This is a genomic window from Pseudomonas bharatica CSV86 (genome assembly GCF_000319305.2).
Lineage (GTDB): Bacteria > Pseudomonadota > Gammaproteobacteria > Pseudomonadales > Pseudomonadaceae > Aquipseudomonas > Aquipseudomonas bharatica.
Genome location: NZ_AMWJ02000001.1, coordinates 1,231,050 through 1,249,211, shown reverse-complemented (window position 1 = coordinate 1,249,211; position 18,162 = coordinate 1,231,050). Strand labels below are relative to the sequence as shown.

General features: G+C 54.2%; 19 protein-coding genes and 1 pseudogene. 14 read left to right on the top strand and 6 right to left on the bottom strand.

The features are described 5' to 3' along the window. Nucleotides 1-76: 76 nt before the first annotated feature. The 4 genes and pseudogenes from CSV86_RS05550 to tnpC all read left to right on the top strand — a co-directional run. Nucleotides 77-1,021 (top strand): annotated as a pseudogene (locus CSV86_RS05550) (alkaline phosphatase family protein); the annotation flags it as partial. A 224-nt stretch (nucleotides 1,022-1,245) separates the two neighbouring features. Beyond that, the gene (gene tnpA, locus CSV86_RS05545) at nucleotides 1,246-1,563 is read left to right on the top strand and encodes an IS66-like element accessory protein TnpA (RefSeq protein WP_009405708.1); all 318 of its coding nucleotides are present in this window, start codon (nucleotides 1,246-1,248) and stop codon (nucleotides 1,561-1,563) included. After that, nucleotides 1,560-1,895, top strand: coding sequence for an IS66 family insertion sequence element accessory protein TnpB (tnpB, locus tag CSV86_RS31725; protein WP_009405710.1), 336 nt, complete (start codon nucleotides 1,560-1,562; stop codon nucleotides 1,893-1,895). Before tnpA ends, tnpB begins: the two co-directional genes overlap by 4 nt. A 49-nt stretch (nucleotides 1,896-1,944) precedes the next feature. Next, complete coding sequence (gene tnpC, locus CSV86_RS05535) at nucleotides 1,945-3,507, top strand: IS66 family transposase (protein ID WP_009405712.1); 1,563 nt, start codon at nucleotides 1,945-1,947, stop codon at nucleotides 3,505-3,507. A 333-nt stretch (nucleotides 3,508-3,840) separates the two neighbouring features. Here tnpC and CSV86_RS05530 read toward each other — a convergent pair whose 3' ends face one another. Together CSV86_RS05530 and chrA are read right to left on the bottom strand one after the other, a co-directional pair. Next, complete coding sequence (locus CSV86_RS05530; protein ID WP_009405714.1) at nucleotides 3,841-4,146, bottom strand: PadR family transcriptional regulator; 306 nt, start codon at nucleotides 4,144-4,146, stop codon at nucleotides 3,841-3,843. A 10-nt stretch (nucleotides 4,147-4,156) separates the two neighbouring features. Next, complete coding sequence (gene chrA, locus CSV86_RS05525) at nucleotides 4,157-5,362, bottom strand: chromate efflux transporter (RefSeq protein WP_029380191.1); 1,206 nt, start codon at nucleotides 5,360-5,362, stop codon at nucleotides 4,157-4,159. Nucleotides 5,363-5,442: 80 nt separating this feature from the next. On the opposite strand from chrA, the gene CSV86_RS31720 reads away from it, so the two are divergent. The 3 genes from CSV86_RS31720 (at nucleotide 5,443) to CSV86_RS05515 (ending at nucleotide 6,602) form a co-directional block, all read left to right on the top strand. Next, entirely contained in the window at nucleotides 5,443-5,841 is a 399-nt protein-coding gene (locus CSV86_RS31720; protein WP_009405722.1) for a hypothetical protein, read from the top strand. A gap of 5 nt (nucleotides 5,842-5,846) precedes the next feature. Continuing rightward, nucleotides 5,847-6,008 carry a hypothetical protein gene (locus tag CSV86_RS31715; RefSeq protein WP_009405725.1) on the top strand — a complete coding sequence of 54 codons (162 nt, stop codon included), beginning with the start codon at nucleotides 5,847-5,849 and terminating at the stop codon, nucleotides 6,006-6,008. 282 nt (nucleotides 6,009-6,290) lie between these two features. Next, nucleotides 6,291-6,602, top strand: a complete 312-nt coding sequence (locus CSV86_RS05515; RefSeq protein WP_080604804.1) for a hypothetical protein — start codon at nucleotides 6,291-6,293, stop codon at nucleotides 6,600-6,602. A 250-nt stretch (nucleotides 6,603-6,852) separates the two neighbouring features. Here the strand turns inward: CSV86_RS05515 and CSV86_RS05510 are convergent, their stop codons facing one another. The 3 genes from CSV86_RS05510 to CSV86_RS05500 all read right to left on the bottom strand — a co-directional run bounded on the left by CSV86_RS05510 (nucleotide 6,853) and on the right by CSV86_RS05500 (nucleotide 11,268). After that, nucleotides 6,853-8,331, bottom strand: coding sequence for a multidrug DMT transporter permease (locus CSV86_RS05510; RefSeq protein WP_240160387.1), 1,479 nt, complete (start codon nucleotides 8,329-8,331; stop codon nucleotides 6,853-6,855). A 642-nt stretch (nucleotides 8,332-8,973) separates the two neighbouring features. Beyond that, nucleotides 8,974-10,251 (bottom strand): ISL3 family transposase, encoded by a 1,278-nt coding sequence (locus CSV86_RS05505; RefSeq protein ID WP_000610830.1) that lies wholly within the window; start codon nucleotides 10,249-10,251, stop codon nucleotides 8,974-8,976. Nucleotides 10,252-10,263: 12 nt separating this feature from the next. After that, complete coding sequence (locus tag CSV86_RS05500; RefSeq protein WP_040363373.1) at nucleotides 10,264-11,268, bottom strand: permease; 1,005 nt, start codon at nucleotides 11,266-11,268, stop codon at nucleotides 10,264-10,266. 141 nt (nucleotides 11,269-11,409) lie between these two features. Between CSV86_RS05500 and CSV86_RS05495 the strand changes: the two genes are divergently transcribed. The 6 genes from CSV86_RS05495 (at nucleotide 11,410) to CSV86_RS05475 (ending at nucleotide 16,588) form a co-directional block, all read left to right on the top strand. Beyond that, complete coding sequence (locus CSV86_RS05495; protein ID WP_000349485.1) at nucleotides 11,410-11,724, top strand: ArsR/SmtB family transcription factor; 315 nt, start codon at nucleotides 11,410-11,412, stop codon at nucleotides 11,722-11,724. Between the two features lie 375 nt (nucleotides 11,725-12,099). Next, nucleotides 12,100-12,681, top strand: a complete 582-nt coding sequence (locus CSV86_RS05490) for a tyrosine-type recombinase/integrase (protein ID WP_240160386.1) — start codon at nucleotides 12,100-12,102, stop codon at nucleotides 12,679-12,681. Further along, nucleotides 12,674-13,057, top strand: a complete 384-nt coding sequence (locus CSV86_RS31710) for a hypothetical protein (protein ID WP_240160385.1) — start codon at nucleotides 12,674-12,676, stop codon at nucleotides 13,055-13,057. Before CSV86_RS05490 ends, CSV86_RS31710 begins: the two co-directional genes overlap by 8 nt. A gap of 56 nt (nucleotides 13,058-13,113) precedes the next feature. Further along, complete coding sequence (locus CSV86_RS05485; RefSeq protein ID WP_240160384.1) at nucleotides 13,114-14,280, top strand: site-specific integrase; 1,167 nt, start codon at nucleotides 13,114-13,116, stop codon at nucleotides 14,278-14,280. Beyond that, a complete protein-coding gene (locus tag CSV86_RS05480) occupies nucleotides 14,277-15,407 on the top strand; it encodes a site-specific integrase (protein WP_170394443.1) in 1,131 nt (376 codons plus the stop codon). Before CSV86_RS05485 ends, CSV86_RS05480 begins: the two co-directional genes overlap by 4 nt. Beyond that, nucleotides 15,332-16,588 carry a hypothetical protein gene (locus tag CSV86_RS05475; protein ID WP_170394440.1) on the top strand — a complete coding sequence of 419 codons (1,257 nt, stop codon included), beginning with the start codon at nucleotides 15,332-15,334 and terminating at the stop codon, nucleotides 16,586-16,588. Before CSV86_RS05480 ends, CSV86_RS05475 begins: the two co-directional genes overlap by 76 nt. 103 nt (nucleotides 16,589-16,691) lie before the next feature. Here CSV86_RS05475 and CSV86_RS05470 read toward each other — a convergent pair whose 3' ends face one another. After that, nucleotides 16,692-17,006, bottom strand: coding sequence for an ArsR/SmtB family transcription factor (locus CSV86_RS05470; protein WP_000349485.1), 315 nt, complete (start codon nucleotides 17,004-17,006; stop codon nucleotides 16,692-16,694). Nucleotides 17,007-17,147: 141 nt separating this feature from the next. Here CSV86_RS05470 and CSV86_RS05465 point away from each other — a divergent pair, with 141 nt between their 5' ends. Further along, nucleotides 17,148-18,152 (top strand): permease, encoded by a 1,005-nt coding sequence (locus tag CSV86_RS05465; RefSeq protein ID WP_040363373.1) that lies wholly within the window; start codon nucleotides 17,148-17,150, stop codon nucleotides 18,150-18,152. Nucleotides 18,153-18,162 lie beyond the last annotated feature (10 nt).

The window sequence follows — 18,162 nt, the reverse complement described above, 5'->3', positions numbered from 1 at the left end:
TCGGTTTGCCAGTAGCGGCGACAGCGGGGAAAGTCCCGCCTCCTTCGCAACTACTGGCAGACGATTGCCCGTCCTGATGTCCAATTCCCCGTCATTGCCGCTGGTACTCGCCGGGCCGCTGCTGCGCCGCCTGGAAGACCGTCGCGTGGTGCTGTGGCTGGTCGCCTCGCGACCGTTGCAGGCAGAACTGCACCTCGACACCCCCGAACCGCTGCGCTTGCCCCTGGACGAAACCCGCTGCCAGATTCTGCCGGTAGGCCGTCATGCCTTCGTTCACCTGATCGATGTCCAGCTGGATATCCCACTGCCGTGCGACAAGCGGATCGGCTACGACCTGCTGGTCGAGGGCAAGGGCATTGCCGACTGGGCGCCACACCTGCTGTATGCCGGCGCAACGCGTCCGGACCTGGTGGTGCGCTCGCGCCTGGATCAATTGCTCCATGGTTCATGCCGCAAGCCCCACCACCCCGCAGCCGACGGCCTGCTCTGCGCCGATCGCCTGCTGGCCGCCGCCCATGAGGGCAATGAACGCCCGGCCTTGCTGATGATGAGCGGCGACCAGATCTATGCCGATGACGTCGCCGGGCCCATGCTGCGCGCCATCCATGCCCTGATCCAGCGCCTTGGCCTGTTCGAGGAATGCCTGGACGGCGCGGTGATCCGCGACAGTACCGAGCTGTACAGCCATCCCGCCAGCTATTACCACCGAGGCGACCTGCTGCCTGCGCTGAAAAGCAACCAGTCCCTGCGCGAGCGTTTTTTCGGCGGTACGCGCAAACCGATCTTCACCAGCAGCAATGCCGACAATCATCTGGTGACCTTCGCCGAGACGCTGGCCATGTACCTGCTGGTCTGGTCGCCGGTGCCATGGACGCTGATCGAGACACGGATGCCGCCCCTCGAACCGCGCCTTGCAAGCCGTTACCGCTCCGAACAGCAGTGCCTGGATGGCTTCGTCGACGGACTGGGCGCTGCCGCCCGGGTGCTGGCGCACCTGCCGAGCCTGATGATCTTCGACGATAGTCCGAACGTAGGGGTGCGGGCAGCGTAATCCGAACGTACAGCAGTTATGGACACCATCTCATCCCTGCCTGCCTGGGAAAGACCTTCAACGTCCTGATTTCCATCCATGCGAACATGAGTGACGTAAGCGGCCAGAGAACACACCTTCAGAAATCCGGAATTAAGGGCGATGGTGTCCGCCTATTTTAAGCGGACGCGATCACCCTTATCGCTAGGATTTCCATGCGCCAACGAAGCTCCTATCCCAAACCCTTTAAGGCCCAGGTCGTGCAGGAATGCCTGAAACCCGGTGCCTCAGTTTCCAGCGTCGCCATCAGCCACGGCATCAATGCCAACGTGATTCGCAAGTGGCTGCCGATTTACCGTGATAAACCCGTCGCGCCACTTCCCGCGTTTGTACCGCTGCAACCGATTCCTAAACGGCAAGCTGATGAAGCCGTGGTCATCGCACTGTCGCTGGGCGACAAATCCATCACGGTAAAATGGCCCATCTCCGACCCGGACGGCTGCGCACGTTTTATCCGCAGCCTCTCGCAATGATGCGCATCGACGCCATCTGGCTAGCCACCGAGCCCATGGACATGCGCGCCGGCACCGAAACTGCGTTGGCCCGCGTGGTCGCTGTGTTCGGTGCGGCGAAGCCGCACTGCGCTTATCTGTTCGCCAACCGCCGGGCCAACCGGATGAAGGTGCTGGTGCACGATGGCGTGGGCATCTGGCTTGCCGCGAGGCGTTTGAACCAAGGCAAGTTTCACTGGCCTGGCACTCATCGCGGCTTGGAAGTTGGGCTCGACGCTGAACAACTTCAAGCGCTGGTGCTCGGTTTGCCATGGCAGCGAGTTGGCGCTAACGGCGCAATCACAGTGATTTAGCCTTGCTTTTCAGCTGTGGCAGGTGGATCGCTTTGGTAAAATCCACGGCATGACTTCCTCGCCCAATCTCGCCCAAATGACACCCGAACAACTGCGCGCACTCGCTGCGCAGTTGCTGTCGAAGGTCGATACCATGGCGCGAAAAATCCATCGTGACGAGACGATCATCGAGCAGCTCTCTCACGAGATTGCCATCCTCAAGCGCCACAAGTTCGCCAAGCGCAGCGAGCAGATCAGCCCAGCGCAAGGCAGCTTGCTGGATGACTTGCTCAACACCGACCTTGAGGCTATCGAGGCAGAACTGAACGCGCTTCGTCCCGCCCCAACGTCGGACGAACCCCGCCAAAAGCCCAAGCGCGCGCCGCTACCGCCGCAGTTCCCACGTACCGTCATTCGTCACGAGCCAGAGAACACCCAGTGTGTCTGTGGGTGCCAGCTTCAGCGCATCGGCGAAGACGTTAGCGAGAAGCTGGATTACACACCTGGCGTGTTTACCGTTGAGCAGCATGTACGTGGAAAGTGGGCCTGCCGCCAGTGCGAAACACTGATCCAAGCACCGGTGCCGGCCCAGGTGATCGACAAGGGCATCCCGACCGCAGGCCTACTGGCGCATGTGATGGTAGCCAAATTCGCTGACCATCTGCCGCTGTACCGGCAAGAAAAGATCTTTGGCCGTGCAGGCCTGGCGATCCCGCGTTCAACGCTGGCTCAATGGGTGGGCCAAACTGGCGTACAGCTACAACCGCTGGTGGATGCACTGCGCGAAGCGGTGCTGGCTCAGCGAGTCGTGCATGCCGATGAAACTCCGGTGCAGATGCTGGCTCCCGGAGAGAAGAAAACGCATCGAGCTTATGTCTGGGCTTATTGCACGACGCCTTACTCGGCCCTCAAGGCGGTGGTCTACGACTTCAGCCCCAGCCGCGCCGGCGAACATGCGCGCAACTTCCTGGGCACCTGGAACGGCAAGCTGGTCTGTGATGACTTCGCGGGTTACAAGGCCAGCTTCGACCTGGATATCACCGAAATCGGCTGCATGGCGCATGCCCGCCGTAAGTTCTTCGACCTGCATGCAGCGAACAAAAGCCAGTTGGCCGAACAAGCGCTGCACTCAATCGGCGGGCTGTACGAAGTCGAACGGCAGGCCAAAGACATGTGCGATGAAGAACGATGGCGATTACGCCAAGAAATAGCGGCGCCCATTGCACAGAAGTTACATGAATGGATGCTGGCTCAGCGCGACCTCGTGCCCGAGGGGTCGGCCACGGCCAAGGCTCTGGATTACAGCTTGAAACGCTGGGTAGCGCTGATGCGCTACCTGGATGATGGTGCCGTACCCATCGACAACAACCCGGTGGAGAACACGATCAGACCATGGGCGCTTGGGCGCTCCAATTGGTTGTTCGCCGGGTCTCTGCGCAGTGGCAAACGAGCGGCAGCGATCATGAGTTTGATCCAGTCGGCACGCATGAACGGGCATGATCCGTACGCATATCTCAAGGATGTACTGACGCGATTGCCGACGCAGAAAGCTAGTGAGATCGAACATCTACTGCCGCATCAGTGGATGCTGCGTAATTGCATGGACTTGACCACCCGTTTGCACTCGACTTGACCAGTTGTTTGCATCGAATTTGAACCGCGCACGGGTACGCCCTGACCGGCAGAAATCGACCGACTCTGTTGAAAAAGTCGGTTCGCCCAAACAGCCCGGTCATTGACTGGTTAAAACGCCTTTTTTGCACACTGCTACGTGAAATCTGAGTCCGGAAGCCTCTGCCGAAAGTAAAGATTTCAATCTCGGACGCATACTTTTCTGCTGCGGAAACCATGGTCGACTTTTTCAACAGAATCGGCCAAAAGCGGACGTAGCTAATAGACCACTGCTTTCGGTCAGTACGCGGTCATGAAAGCAAGTAGCTGGCCGCAGGCACTCCGGATAAGGCCATCAGCGCCCTTCGATTAACTCTCCGAACAACTCCCTGACCTTGACTTTGGCATCCGCCAACGCGACTCGGCCTTCATCGGTAATCTCGTACATGCGTCGCTCACGGCGCCCGGTACGCTCATGGTGAGAGCGCAGATAACCTTTCTTTTCCAGACCGTGCAGCATCGGATACAGCGTGCCCGCGCTAAGCTCGTAGCCGTGGTGTCGCAACTCTTCGATGATGGCCAGCCCGAAGATGGGAGCCTCGGCGGCGTGGTGCAGGATGTGCAGGCGGATCAACCCGCCGTAGAGGTCTTTGTCGGTCATTCGCCGCCTCTCACAGGGCAATGCTCAACAGCCCGCCTAGGATACCGCTGCCCAGCACGACCAGCCACGGCGGCAGCTTCCAGAACATCAACGCCACCAGTGCCACAAGGGCCAGGCCGAAGTCTTGCGGGCCATGAATCGCACTCGTCCACACGGGCTGGTAGAGAGCAGCCAGCAGCAGGCCGACCACGGCCGCATTGATGCCGAGCAGTGCAGCCTGCGTGCGCAGGTTACGGCGCAGGTGTTCCCAGAACGGCAGGGCACCCACCACCAGCAGGAAAGACGGCGCAAAGATCGCCAGAAGGCAGATCAGGCCGCCAAGCCAGCCAGTTGGTGCTTGGTTCATCGAGGCGCCGAGAAAGGCTGCAAAGGTGAACAGAGGCCCCGGCACGGCCTGCGCCGCACCATAGCCCGCGAGGAATGCATCATTGTCGACCCAGCCTGTTGGTACGACCTCAGCTTGCAACAGCGGCAGCACGACATGCCCGCCACCGAATACCAGCGAGCCGGCGCGGTAGAAGGCATCCACCATCGCCAATGTCTGATTCGGGAACACAGCTGCTAGCAACGGCAGCCCCAGCAGAAGAGCAAAGAACAGCGCCAGCCAGAACAGGCCAACACGACGCCGCACGCTGATCGGCAGTGGATCATGGGCCTCTCCCTGTTGCGGTTTGAACAGCAGCAGGCCGACGATGGCTGCAAGGATGATGACACTCACTTGCCCCCAGGCAGAGGGTATGAGCAGCACGAAGCAGGTCGCCGCCGCCATGATGGAAATACGCGGTGCATCGGGACACAGATTGCGCGCCATGCCCCAGACCGCCTGGGCGACCACTGCCACGGCCACCACCTTCAAACCGTGCAGCACGCCAGCAGGCATGGCATCACCATAACTGGCGATGCCGAGTGCGAAGAGGATCAGGGCAATTGCGGAGGGCAAGGTGAAGCCCAGCCACGCGGCCAGCGCGCCGCGATAGCCAGAGCGCGACAGACCGAGCGCGATACCGACCTGGCTGCTGGCCGGCCCTGGCAGAAACTGGCAAAGGGCGACAAGATCCGCATAGCTGCGCTCGCTCAACCATTGTCGACGCACCACGAACTCATCGCGGAAATAGCCCAGGTGTGCGATTGGGCCGCCGAAGGAGGTGAGCCCCAAGCAGAGGAAGATCAAAAAAACAGCCCAAGGGCTACGGTCAGTCTTGGTGATCTCAGTCATGGTCATTACTTGATCTGTGACAGGGTTGGATGAAATTATCGATGTACGATAGCGTAAATCGATAATTGAGGTCGACCATCATGGAACTCATTCTGATCGGCTTTGCGGCACTGCTGGCTTCAGGGCTGACGTTGCTCTCTGGCTTCGGTCAAGGGACAGCGCTGATGCCAGTATTTGCCCTTTTCTTCCCCTTGCAGCTCGCTATTGCGGCCACCGCCGTGGTGCACTTCGCCAACAATCTTTTTAAGCTCGGGCTGATGGCCCAGCAGACTGATTGGTCGGTTGTGGTGAAGTTCAGCTTGCCGGCTGCCTTCACGGCAACCCTGGGCGCAGGCTCACTGGCGTTCTTCGACCAACTGCCGCGCGTCGGCCCATCTGGACACCATGGTCTTTCAGCATCCGGAACGACGCGGAAAGAACTCCTTGGAAGCTACGCACCAGACCGATGTGCGAACTTCTGGCCGGCGATGTGGGGGTAGATGTTATGCACGCGATGCGGCCGCAGTTCGCACTGCAGATCGACATAGGGCAGATCGCCGCCGATTTGGTGAAAGAGTTCAACAAGACGCCAGCACTCAAAACCTGGGGCTGGATGTGCATCATTGATGGCACGCCGCAGATGATGCCGCCCACATCGTTTTTGTAGCTATTCAGTTACGCCGTGCTTTGAGTGGTCAGATCCAATGCAATTGGCTGGTCAAATCCGATGCCAACAGGTGGTCAAGTGCAATGCAAACGCTTGGTCAAGAGAGGTGCAATTTCCCAGGATGCCTGGCTGATCTACGCAAGGCGTATTCCCCGTACGCTTACTGAGTGACTACAACTACGTTAAGTCGGTGAACGTCTTGAAATGCTTCGGCTAGCCTACGCTCCGTCCTGGAGGCTGTATGCTGAAAGCGAAAGTCAGGGGCATTTGTAGGAGTCAGCGATGAAAATAACCGGAAGAGCTGAGGTCGAGACCGTTACAGACGTCGTGTGCGATGTATGCCGTTGCTCCACCCGCTTGGATACTGGCGGGCATCAGTTCGGCACCCTACAAGCACATTGGGGCTATGGCACTGCCCATGATGGGGAGCGCTATGAGCTGCACCTGTGTGAGGATTGCTTCTTCCAAACATTGGCTTACCTCAAGCAGGAACGGCGAACTCAACATCTGTTCAGCGAAGATGGCCAGGATCTCACCGATAATCTCGGCCTGGTCGCAAAGAATGATTATTTCGGCGATGCCGGGAGCCGGTAGATACTCTCTGCAATTCGCAAGCGGTGGGATATGAAATAGTGCTTGCCCAACACACCTCGCGTGGTTAAGGGTAATAGCGTCCACTTGAAAATACGCGGGCACCATCGCCTTTAATACTGGAATACGGAAGGTAACTTGGCAGGACGTTTACCATAATTCAGCTTCACATCATCATTATCGTACGCATCGATCTGGACCTTTTAACGCCTCGATTTAGTGACGAACGCGTGCTCACAAAAATACCTCCATATCAAACGAACAATGCACCCATCGTTATGGTTTCATCGAAGCTGCCAAAGCTGTTGTGGCGGCTCAGAGTTCTGACCTTCCATAAGTAGATTGACCGCACTCCCGGAGTTTCAAAAATAGCGCCTTCGCGATACGAAGTTCCTCGGGAAATCAGAGCTGAACCACAGTGACCACCAAACTGCGTAGGTCGTGCCACTCCCCATCCAGCGTTCCAATAACAGAGACTCGCAACCACTTGCTCACGATCCTTGATCACCAACCTGCCATGATGGGGTGAAAGTTCTGCCCCGTCTTTGCCTGGCAGTGTCGGCATCATCAAGCGCTCGGGGTACAAATCGTGTTGAAGGTATCCGATACGATCGAAGTCGAGCGGCGCTGAAAGCGGCCATGCTTTGCTTTCGCCGTCAAGGATACTGTTGAAGCCACCGGGAAGCGACAACAAGGTCGACACACCCAAGGGCTCAAGAGCGGAGCTACGAATTCCTGGTCGGTAATGCCAATAATCATCTAGATGTAAAGCCAAGTCCTCATCCGCAATACTGCTGCCAACAGCCTGTGACCATCGAACACAAGAGACCTCTACGCACCGCTCCCTCGATATCACTATAGGAGAGGCGAAAGCGATCAGCTCGCCACCTTCTTCTGCTTTGACCTGCATAAGCATTTCTTGTAAAGACGCTTGAATCAATGCACTGTCGCCCTCAAAGTCTGTCGCCTGAGGAAACCACTGTGGCCGTTGCGGGGTGAGAAAGGCTAATGTCGGATGGATTGGTAATGCCAGCAAAGCTCTATCCACTGCGGATGGCATGGGTATTCCCCAACACTCAGTCGCGACCGCAATAGTTCGGAGATAGGCGGAGATGGAGCGAAGTGCTGTACGCGAAGAAAGGTGCCCTACAAACCCCTCTCCTAGTGGGCGGATGAAGTGCCCGAGGTTTCCTTGGAATGGTGCCTCTGGGTACACAGAGTGGTTTAACGTCCACTCAAACGCCATTTGTTGAAGAAACGGCAGGCCAGTTTGGTATTCAAGATTAATCATTGTAGTTCTGAATATCCGCGGCAAATCAGAACCTTGTACATCCTCAAAATCTTGGGGGATATCGAAGTCGACCGGCACCTCAATTAGGTTCGAATCTCCAAGGGGTTTGCAAACACCTAGACTGTCCAGAAGTAAGTCCGCAAGAATGGATGATCGCTGGATACTTTCGCCAAGTTGCGCAGGCGCCTTGTAACCATTGCTTCTTGCTGCAATCCAGAATATGCAGAGGATCTCGATTACTTCTGCCTCCAGCCGACAGGATTTCAATAGCTGGATCAATGCTGCCTCAGCTTCCGCTGTTGATCTCCCCAAGCACGCGGCCAGCTCTTGCATAGCCCACCATCTGGCAGTTGTAGACGGCCAGCCTAGCCTGGCAATCAGAATTCGAAGCTCGTCCATTAATGCTCCACCGATGTAGAAGTTGTTAATGCCGACGCCCATCGCGGGGGTTCTAGCGGTAGGGTACGGGTGTCGTCAATAACGCAATTGACCATCATCTCGGCGAAAGCGACTGCCTCCGCAATCCGGTTCTGTCGCGCGTAGAAGTAAACCATCAATTCTTATGGTATATGTTCGGAAACGTTGCAGATCTGGAGCTACCGATGCCAGACGTCCCTTTCTGCGAAATCCGAATGATCCGCACTGCCTCCAGCGGCCTCAGGCCATACCTGCTGGTGCAGGGGGTTCCAGTGATCCTAGCAAACCTCTGGGCAGAGGATTTGCTCCACAGATCGCGTCTCAATACCGTCGAAAATTACCTACGTGACATCGCTATCGCGTACGAGTGGGCTCTTAGCCGAGGTTCTCCACTGGAAGCGAAGCTTGAGCGGCTAGCGGTGTTCAGCTCAGCCGAACTGACATCGCTGGCCGAACGCCTCTGCTCCACCAAACGCGGTACGGGTGCGAGCCAATCGACATGCACCCGACGACTCGAAGCTGTCAAATCATTCATAGATTTCTCCTTCGAGCACTACGTTGAGCTCAATCGACTAGGTCTACTTGAGCAAAGCCAAGCGGAAAAAAACGGGTATACGGATTTAATGGTTGATGGGGCACCTTTACCCCACCAACCTGATACCATTATCAGATGGTTGATAGATCGACTCCGTAGTTGAGTTCCTCTGCGAAGTCCGGCAGTCCGTAACCGATGGTTTTCTTGTAGAAAGGAGAGACCTTCGCAGTCGGTGCCTTCTTCTTGTGCTTCGTGGTGTAGAGCATTCGTGCCCGCATCACCTCGAAGGAGTAACCGCGCCCTTCACGGTTCTTGTCCTTGGCCAGTCGGTTGATGGACTCCGTGTAAGCGTTGGTGACGGGCATGTCCGTCTCGAAGTAGGTCATGGTCTCTTCGCGCCAGTTTCCCACTGCCCTGACCAGATCGCTCCAGACTTCCTTTTGGCCCTTCGGGATGGTGGCTATCCACTCGTCCAGGGCGGCTTCTGCCTGGAGCCGTGTGGTGGCGTCCCAGATGCCGTAGAAGCGCTCCTTGTGCTCGTAGGCGGCCAGCAGTTGCGGGAACGCGCCTGTCCAGGTCTCCATGATGAGGCGCTCCCGGTCTGAGACTTCGTGAGCGCGTTTCAGCAGGATTTTCCGGTCTCCCTTGAGAGTCCGGCTCTGGGACGGTTTCAGCTCCTTTCTGAGGCCCTTGCGCACTCTCTCTAGGGCATCGTTGGCCATGCGCACCACATGGAACTTATCGACCACGATACGGGCCTGGGGCAGCACAGCCTTGACCGCTGCCCGGTAGGGGTTCCACATGTCCATGCTGACGATCTCGACCTTCTGCCGGTCTTTCAGCTTCATCAGGTAGTTGGTCACCACGTCCTGGCGGCGGGTGGCCAGCAGGTCGAGCAGGGTTCGCTCCTCAATGTTGGTCAGAATGCAGCGGTAGCGCTTGTTCAGGTATAGCTCGTCAATGCCCAGGATGCGGGGCGTCTCGAAGCGGTGCCAGCGCCCCAGGAACTCGGCGCGGGCGTTGAAGATGTCGCGCACCGTCTTCTCGTCCAGGCCGGTCTGTGCCGCCACAAAGGTGTAGGGGTGGTTGAAGGATTCCTTCTCCACGTACTCATGCAGCCGCAGTGTCATACGGAATCCGTCCACCATCTCCGGTAGCTGGGGCCTGAATGTTGTCTTGCAGGCCCGGCAGGTGTATCGGCGGCGGACCACCCAGAGAGTGACCCGCTTGCCGTGGATGGGCAGATCACGATAGGGAACGTCACGCTTGCCGAACCGCACGAACTCACCCTGCACGCCGCACCCCTCGCAGGCTACTGGTGTAGGTGCTTCAAGCCGAAAATGTATGTCTTCATTCTGCTCATCAGAATCCACCAACTGGTACCCAGGAAGGCTTAACGAATTAATCATCTCCCGCCTTGATCAGAAAAACAGGTAGGTGGCGTAACCGGCAATCATCGCCATAGCAAAAATGACTGCTAAAAACGCCGCTAAAAGCTTCAGCGTGAACAAAGAGCGCAACAGAATGAGCTCAGTCAGGCTGGCTCCGGCACTGCCGATGATCAACGCTAGCACCGTCCCGGCACCCACGCCTTTGGCCATCAGAGCCGCTGCCAGAGGTATGACGGCTTCAGCGCGAATATACAACGGCACGCCGATGACAGCGGCAACTGGAATGGCAAAGGGATTATCTGGGCCTGCATACTGCTCCAATAAGTCAGTGGGCATGAAACCATAGATCACGCTGCCAATCGCAATACCGATGAGCAGGTAAGGCAACACATCGATAAAGTCCGACCAAGCTTCCCGCCACACACCACTGTACTTCCCTTCTTTCTTAACCGTGACAGTGGGTTGACTGTCACAGCATTCGCTAGACGTAGAGACTGTTGTCTTCCTATCAGCCCCGCAAGAAGCCGTCTTCGGAGTGGTGTCGCAGCTGTTGGTGCCGCAACTCGATGCGGTCGATGTAGCACTGCACGGGCTTGCTGATGAACTACATCCACTGCTCTCTTGTGTCGCCGTCCGGCGCACATAACGCTCGAAGCCAAGCGTGTGAAGCAGCCATCCGGCACCTACCGCGACCACCAAAGCGGCGAGCACATAGATAGCAGTAAGTGTCCATCCAAACGTGGCAACCAGCAGGCCGACGACGATAGGATTCAGCAACGGAGATGAGAAAAGAAACACCATCATCGGCCCAAAACCGGCCCGTGCCCGAATCAACCCTTTCAACATGGGGATAGTCGAGCAACTACAGAAGGGCGTTATAGCTCCTAAACCAGCAGCAAGAAAATAGCCTCGCTTCCCACTGGAAGTCAGTAACGCTTCCACCTTGGATGGTGGGATGTGACGTTGAAGAACTCCGACCAGCAAGCTAATGCCAATGAATAAAACCGATAGCTCGATAGCGAGAAAGGCGAACATGCCTAGAGCGTCTTGGAGTTGAGATGACATTCAATATTACTCCTATATTTCTAGTATTGTCGAAATGATGTACGCAGCCTACTTGCGTTTATCCGACCTGTCAACTATAATTCTAGAAACATCGAATTATTGGGGCGTGCTATGGATCACGAAAAGGTTGCAGCCAGCTTAGCTGAGCTAGGGAATAGTCACCGACTGTCCGTGTTCCGCTTTCTGGTCAAAGCTGGCCATGATGGGGCTTCGGTCGGAGATATCCAGAAGGGGCTGGGTATTCCTGCTTCGACGCTATCACATCACCTTGCGCGCATGGCCAAGGTAGGGCTGATCCGGCAGGAGAAACATAGCCGCACGATTGTCTGTATACCCGAGTATGGGCACCTAGAGAATTTGATCGGTTTCTTACAAGAGGAATGTTGTGCAGGTGTCCGGATTGCGCATGAACCAGAACCGCTTTGACGCTTGCCCAGCTCTCGCTGTCCTCCCTAGTCAGCATCGCTATGAAGACTCAGGCGAAGGTGGAAACAGAAAATTGGCAGTAGAGTAGGCTGAAGAGGATCAATCAGATAATCCGCTGAGAAAGATTTTCTTCTTTACATCTTTGGCATTTTATCAACCAGAAATTCCGGATACCAAAAAAACAAAGCCAAGAATCTGCGAAATCTTCAAAAGAAAATCACCAAGATTGCATATCAATCAGAACCGCCGCTACCTGCAACGCCACTTGACTCCGGGGGACAAGCCTTATTCAAAGGGGTGCTCTGTCCTGATGACTTTAGGAACCCATTCCACAGTAAGCAGATACAGGCACGCAATTACTGTCTGTTCTTGGTAATGCTTGAAACACTTGCCAGGCGTGGCGAAGTGGTTCTCATAGAACTCGACGACGTTGACCTTGGCCCCTCACCCACAATACGCATCAAGCGCCCCAGCGATATCAACAGGGAGCGGAGACAGGACGGGGCTAGTCTCAAGACGCGCGGTCGGATAGTCCCCATAACCGTATCGGTAGCCGCAGTTCTGAACGAATACATTTCCGATCATCGCCCTAAACTGATCAAACCAAAAAGACCGTGTACAGCCCTATTCGTGAGCTCCCGTGATGGAAGGCGGCTATCTGCGCGAACCGTAAACACCATTCTTCGTACGGTTGCCGCCAGCCTCGGCCTGCCAAAATTTTCAACACGGATCCATCCGCACGGATTGAGGGCAACAGGAGCGAATATAGCTCGCAAAAAATTTGAAAAAAGCGGCGTCCCCAGCATTAATGTAAAAGATGCCCTGGCGTATCTGGGCGGATGGAGTCCGAGCAGCGAAAGTGTTCAGCGCTACTCTCGGCAAGCCATATCTGACCGGCTCGGCGAAATCATCAGGAACTCCGACAGCTCAGTTTATCGAGGCAATGAAGATGATTAAATTTTCGCCTGCCGAACTTGTAACCGAGATTGAATTTCGCTTCGGCATAGAGACTGATGCATTTCCTTTCGCAGATAAATCTACCTTTGGCCAGACAATAACCATTCACAACGATGACGCATGGATTGAAAAGTTAACGGTGGAAATTGTCGGGTGTGCCCCGATGAGTATTGCGTGGAGCATGCCGCTACATTCCAATTTGTTTGTTGAGTGGCTACTCAGAGGGTGGTTCGTCGACAGAATCCAAACCCACATTGACCTTAGGCCTCTGATTGTCGTTCAGCGGCTTCTGGCCCCGCATAAATTCTCGGGAATGAGGCGGATACTATTGGCAAAAAATTATCGACATTTGCTGTTCGTGAATGCACCCGATTAAAAGCAGCAAACTGCTACGAGGATTTAGTTGCTCTTCGGGCATTTTATCGATGGTGCTTGGACGAAGAGGTCTCAGGCTTCAACGAACATGACGGACTTGAACTTTCTCACCTTAAAGTAAAGACGCTTGATAACAAGCATTTGGTCACGATGCGAGATGATGACTTTGGCCCTTTCACTCGGGTACAACTCGCGAACATTGAGATGAAGCTTGCCAACAATCCGCTCATCACTCATGCCCAACGCACGCTTTTTTTACTCTGTCGCGACTGGGCTCTTCGCCCTATACAGTTGGCCTTAATGCAGGTTACTGACTTCGGAATTGATGAGGGCGGCCCCTTTGTAAAAGTGCCGAGTGTTAAAGGAATTAGACGCTCAAGGCTCAGGAGGCATCCGAGCAACCTGGTAAAACGTTACATCGCCAACGATACTGCAGAGGCAGTAGAACTTCAGCGCACTTTAGCTGAGACCCAATGCCATGCCGCATTGAAGGACATTAACGCAATATGTGACAGGCATGGAATAAGCACTCCAGTGCTTCCTACACCGTTGTTTCCCTCGGCGTACAAAACCGAAAACCGCCTTTTACGCTTCCTAACCAACCCCAAGCTGACACCGTTCACGTTACATCTCGATAACCATAGAATAAGTTATGCGCTAACATCTCTGACCTGGATACTCCAGTTACCAGACCCTCATCGGACCATACAAAAAGCAGAGCCCTTCATGCGGATCACAGCGTACCGACTGCGCAGGACCAAGGCTACCTCAATGGTTCTTTCCGGTGCATCCCCTGAAGAAGTCGCTGAAGCTTTAGATCATTCGAACCTGAACTCTATAAAGCACTACTTCAACTACAACCTTGAGCTGCAAGAGTTTATAAATACGACTCACATGGCAAGCCCGGAGATCAATGCCGCTGTGCAAATGTGGTGCGGGAAATTTGCGGAAGAAATTTCTGACAGATCTTCGCTAAGACCAATAAGCGGACTAGGATCATGCAACTCTAAAGAACCGTGCCCTTACCACCCGACGGTCACTTGCTATGCATGTCCCAAATTCAGACCTAGCCGTCATGCTAATCATCAAGGGGCTTTAGCAGGCATTACTAAATTCCAACAGATGCTCGGGAGCAATTCCACTGGCGCTATGGCCCAACAGGTCGAGGCAGCAATTCACGGCGCCAAGTCAGTAATCATCGCCGTGAAGGAGTTGAAAGAATGAGCATATCAATGATGGTCTTAGAAGACCGATACAAACATGCAGAGCAACAATTTAATGACCTCAAATCCAACGGATTAGTAGCAGGAAATTTCGAGGGCAAGGTATGGCAGTATCGATCGAGTAATATTCCCTTCACATCACTCGATCCTCTCAACAGGCGAAATCAAGACCAACCCCCTCTCCCGTTGGTGATTGGCAAGCTCGCGCGCTGCTTTATAGTCAAAGAGATTCTGGCACATCCGTCAGCAGAGCTGATCATCGGCAGAATGGCCTCGATTAGGCATCTATCCGCAGTAATGGATAGCGAGAACATTGAGTGGAGCGACATAACGCGCAAAGTCTTCGACCGCACCGTAGACTCGATCAGGCATGGACGTTCAGACTCTACCATTTACCATAGAGCAAATGCCCTTAAGGCATTTGTTGACTTCCTCAACCAACTTAGCGCAATGGTCGATGGAGTACTGCTGCGATTCATCGATAGGTTTATCAAATGGCAAACTGGGATCCCCAACCCGACTCATAGTGCGCTTGAACTCACATCACCAGAGTTTCAGCAAAGAGAAGAAAATCTATACACTTCTGACTTGCACAAAGGGATTGCACAAGCCAGGTGGTTGATCAAGCAGAACCCACATCTGGAGCCAACTGCGGGCTTCGATAGAATTCGACTTGAGGCTACCTGCTTTGGAATGGCGCTCGGTTTGAGAGTTGGTGAGATCGCGAATCTTCCAAAGAATTGCCTTTTCGAGGATCCCAACACTCACACGACGTTCGTACGAGTGCCTGTAGAAAAAAACTGCATCCCCAACGCCGTCCCCGTCGCAGACCTATGGAGCGCACCACTCACCGAAGCGTACGAGTACTTACTGGCTGCCAGCCAGGATGCTAGAGAGCGCGCTCTTGATATTGAAGCCGATGGTTTCTCATTTATAGATAAATCACTCGCAGCCTATCGCGCAAACCACCCTTTAGATCCCGGCGCAGTAGATCAACTCTCATCTCTGGGTCTGTCCGTAGAGCATCACTATTTTGTCGAGGAGATATGTAAGTGTTTCCCAATATCCCCAAAGAACTCTACAGCGGCGGGCGATTTTACAGTTGCAGCGTTGAGCTTCCCAGAATAACGGCCGCTCGAATCGCGGTTTGGATAGATGAGCGAATGCAAAAATGGGATTGGTCAAACTTTCTAAATGAGTACAAAAAGCACTGCTATAGCGTATCTGTCATTGACATTGCAAAACACACAAACTCTTCTGAAGCATCAGTAAAAAAGAGCAAGTGGTTTGTTGATCTCCTGCGCACTTTTCTCAAAGGAATGGTTCACGACGGGCTTTTCAAGCCTGGCAACAAACCTTCAATTTTTCAACTCATCGACATCCGAAATGAGTGGGCAAGCATCAGAGAAATCATGCTATCTCAAAGAGGAACCGGGGCGGGAGTTCCATCTCTGGTCATAGATACCAGACTGTTCAAACATATCCTAGAAGACAAATACAGATTTCACCTGAGACGCCATTTTGACGAACAATTTGCGATGCCCGCCGATGGAGATGATGCACCTTATCATGCGAAGTACACTGCCAAAGGTTATCCTAGCAAACTGAGTGACAACTTAATTGTGATTTGGGAAAACCAGTTTGACTCCATATCTGAGCTAGGGATCATCCCTCGCCCCCTACTTAGAGCCGACCTCTACAACTATCTCTCTTTGAATTCCTCAAAGAAAACAATCTTTCAGCGCCTTGATCTGCGACGGCTAGACGGTGAACACTTTTCTATCACTCCTCATCAAATCCGTCGTTGGGTTACCACTGCGATTCTTCGTGCTGGTCCCTCTGAAACAGCTGTGGACCTATGGATGGGGCGAACCCCACGCCAAAGTCGTCAATATGACTATCGTACTGCTAAAGAGCGAGCAGAATATGTGAGGTCTTTATACTTGGCCGTAGACCCTCCCCAAGATTTTTTGGGCAGGCTAGTAATCCGATGGCGGGAGGAGTCAATCGCTGACGACCAAATCGAAGAGATGATCATCGAGAAGCTCAGCATTCTCAACCTAACGCCTTGGGGTGGGTGTACACGTGAACTCTATATCAGTCCGTGCGACAGGGGCCTCATGTGTATCAGAGGCTTCGGTACGGATTCTGGATGTAAATCCTTTCACCTGAACCCTGATGATCAGGAAGCAAAGGCCGCTATCGAGAGCTTACTCAGCGAGTACGAGAAAATTTTGGGTATCCGGAATTTCTGGTTGATAAAATGCCAAAGATGTAAAGAAGAAAATCTTTCTCAGCGGATTATCTGATTGATCCTCTTCAGCCTACTCTACTGCCAATTTTCTGTTTCCACCTTCGCCTGAGTCTTCATAGCGATGCTGACTAGGGAGGACAGCGAGAGCTGGGCAAGCGTCAAAGCGGTTCTGGTTCATGCGCAATCCGGACACCTGCACAACATTCCTCTTGTAAGAAACCGATCAAATTCTCTAGGTGCCCATACTCGGGTATACAGACAATCGTGCGGCTATGTTTCTCCTGCCGGATCAGCCCTACCTTGGCCATGCGCGCAAGGTGATGTGATAGCGTCGAAGCAGGAATACCCAGCCCCTTCTGGATATCTCCGACCGAAGCCCCATCATGGCCAGCTTTGACCAGAAAGCGGAACACGGACAGTCGGTGACTATTCCCTAGCTCAGCTAAGCTGGCTGCAACCTTTTCGTGATCCATAGCACGCCCCAATAATTCGATGTTTCTAGAATTATAGTTGACAGGTCGGATAAACGCAAGTAGGCTGCGTACATCATTTCGACAATACTAGAAATATAGGAGTAATATTGAATGTCATCTCAACTCCAAGACGCTCTAGGCATGTTCGCCTTTCTCGCTATCGAGCTATCGGTTTTATTCATTGGCATTAGCTTGCTGGTCGGAGTTCTTCAACGTCACATCCCACCATCCAAGGTGGAAGCGTTACTGACTTCCAGTGGGAAGCGAGGCTATTTTCTTGCTGCTGGTTTAGGAGCTATAACGCCCTTCTGTAGTTGCTCGACTATCCCCATGTTGAAAGGGTTGATTCGGGCACGGGCCGGTTTTGGGCCGATGATGGTGTTTCTTTTCTCATCTCCGTTGCTGAATCCTATCGTCGTCGGCCTGCTGGTTGCCACGTTTGGATGGACACTTACTGCTATCTATGTGCTCGCCGCTTTGGTGGTCGCGGTAGGTGCCGGATGGCTGCTTCACACGCTTGGCTTCGAGCGTTATGTGCGCCGGACGGCGACACAAGAGAGCAGTGGATGTAGTTCATCAGCAAGCCCGTGCAGTGCTACATCGACCGCATCGAGTTGCGGCACCAACAGCTGCGACACCACTCCGAAGACGGCTTCTTGCGGGGCTGATAGGAAGACAACAGTCTCTACGTCTAGCGAATGCTGTGACAGTCAACCCACTGTCACGGTTAAGAAAGAAGGGAAGTACAGTGGTGTGTGGCGGGAAGCTTGGTCGGACTTTATCGATGTGTTGCCTTACCTGCTCATCGGTATTGCGATTGGCAGCGTGATCTATGGTTTCATGCCCACTGACTTATTGGAGCAGTATGCAGGCCCAGATAATCCCTTTGCCATTCCAGTTGCCGCTGTCATCGGCGTGCCGTTGTATATTCGCGCTGAAGCCGTCATACCTCTGGCAGCGGCTCTGATGGCCAAAGGCGTGGGTGCCGGGACGGTGCTAGCGTTGATCATCGGCAGTGCCGGAGCCAGCCTGACTGAGCTCATTCTGTTGCGCTCTTTGTTCACGCTGAAGCTTTTAGCGGCGTTTTTAGCAGTCATTTTTGCTATGGCGATGATTGCCGGTTACGCCACCTACCTGTTTTTCTGATCAAGGCGGG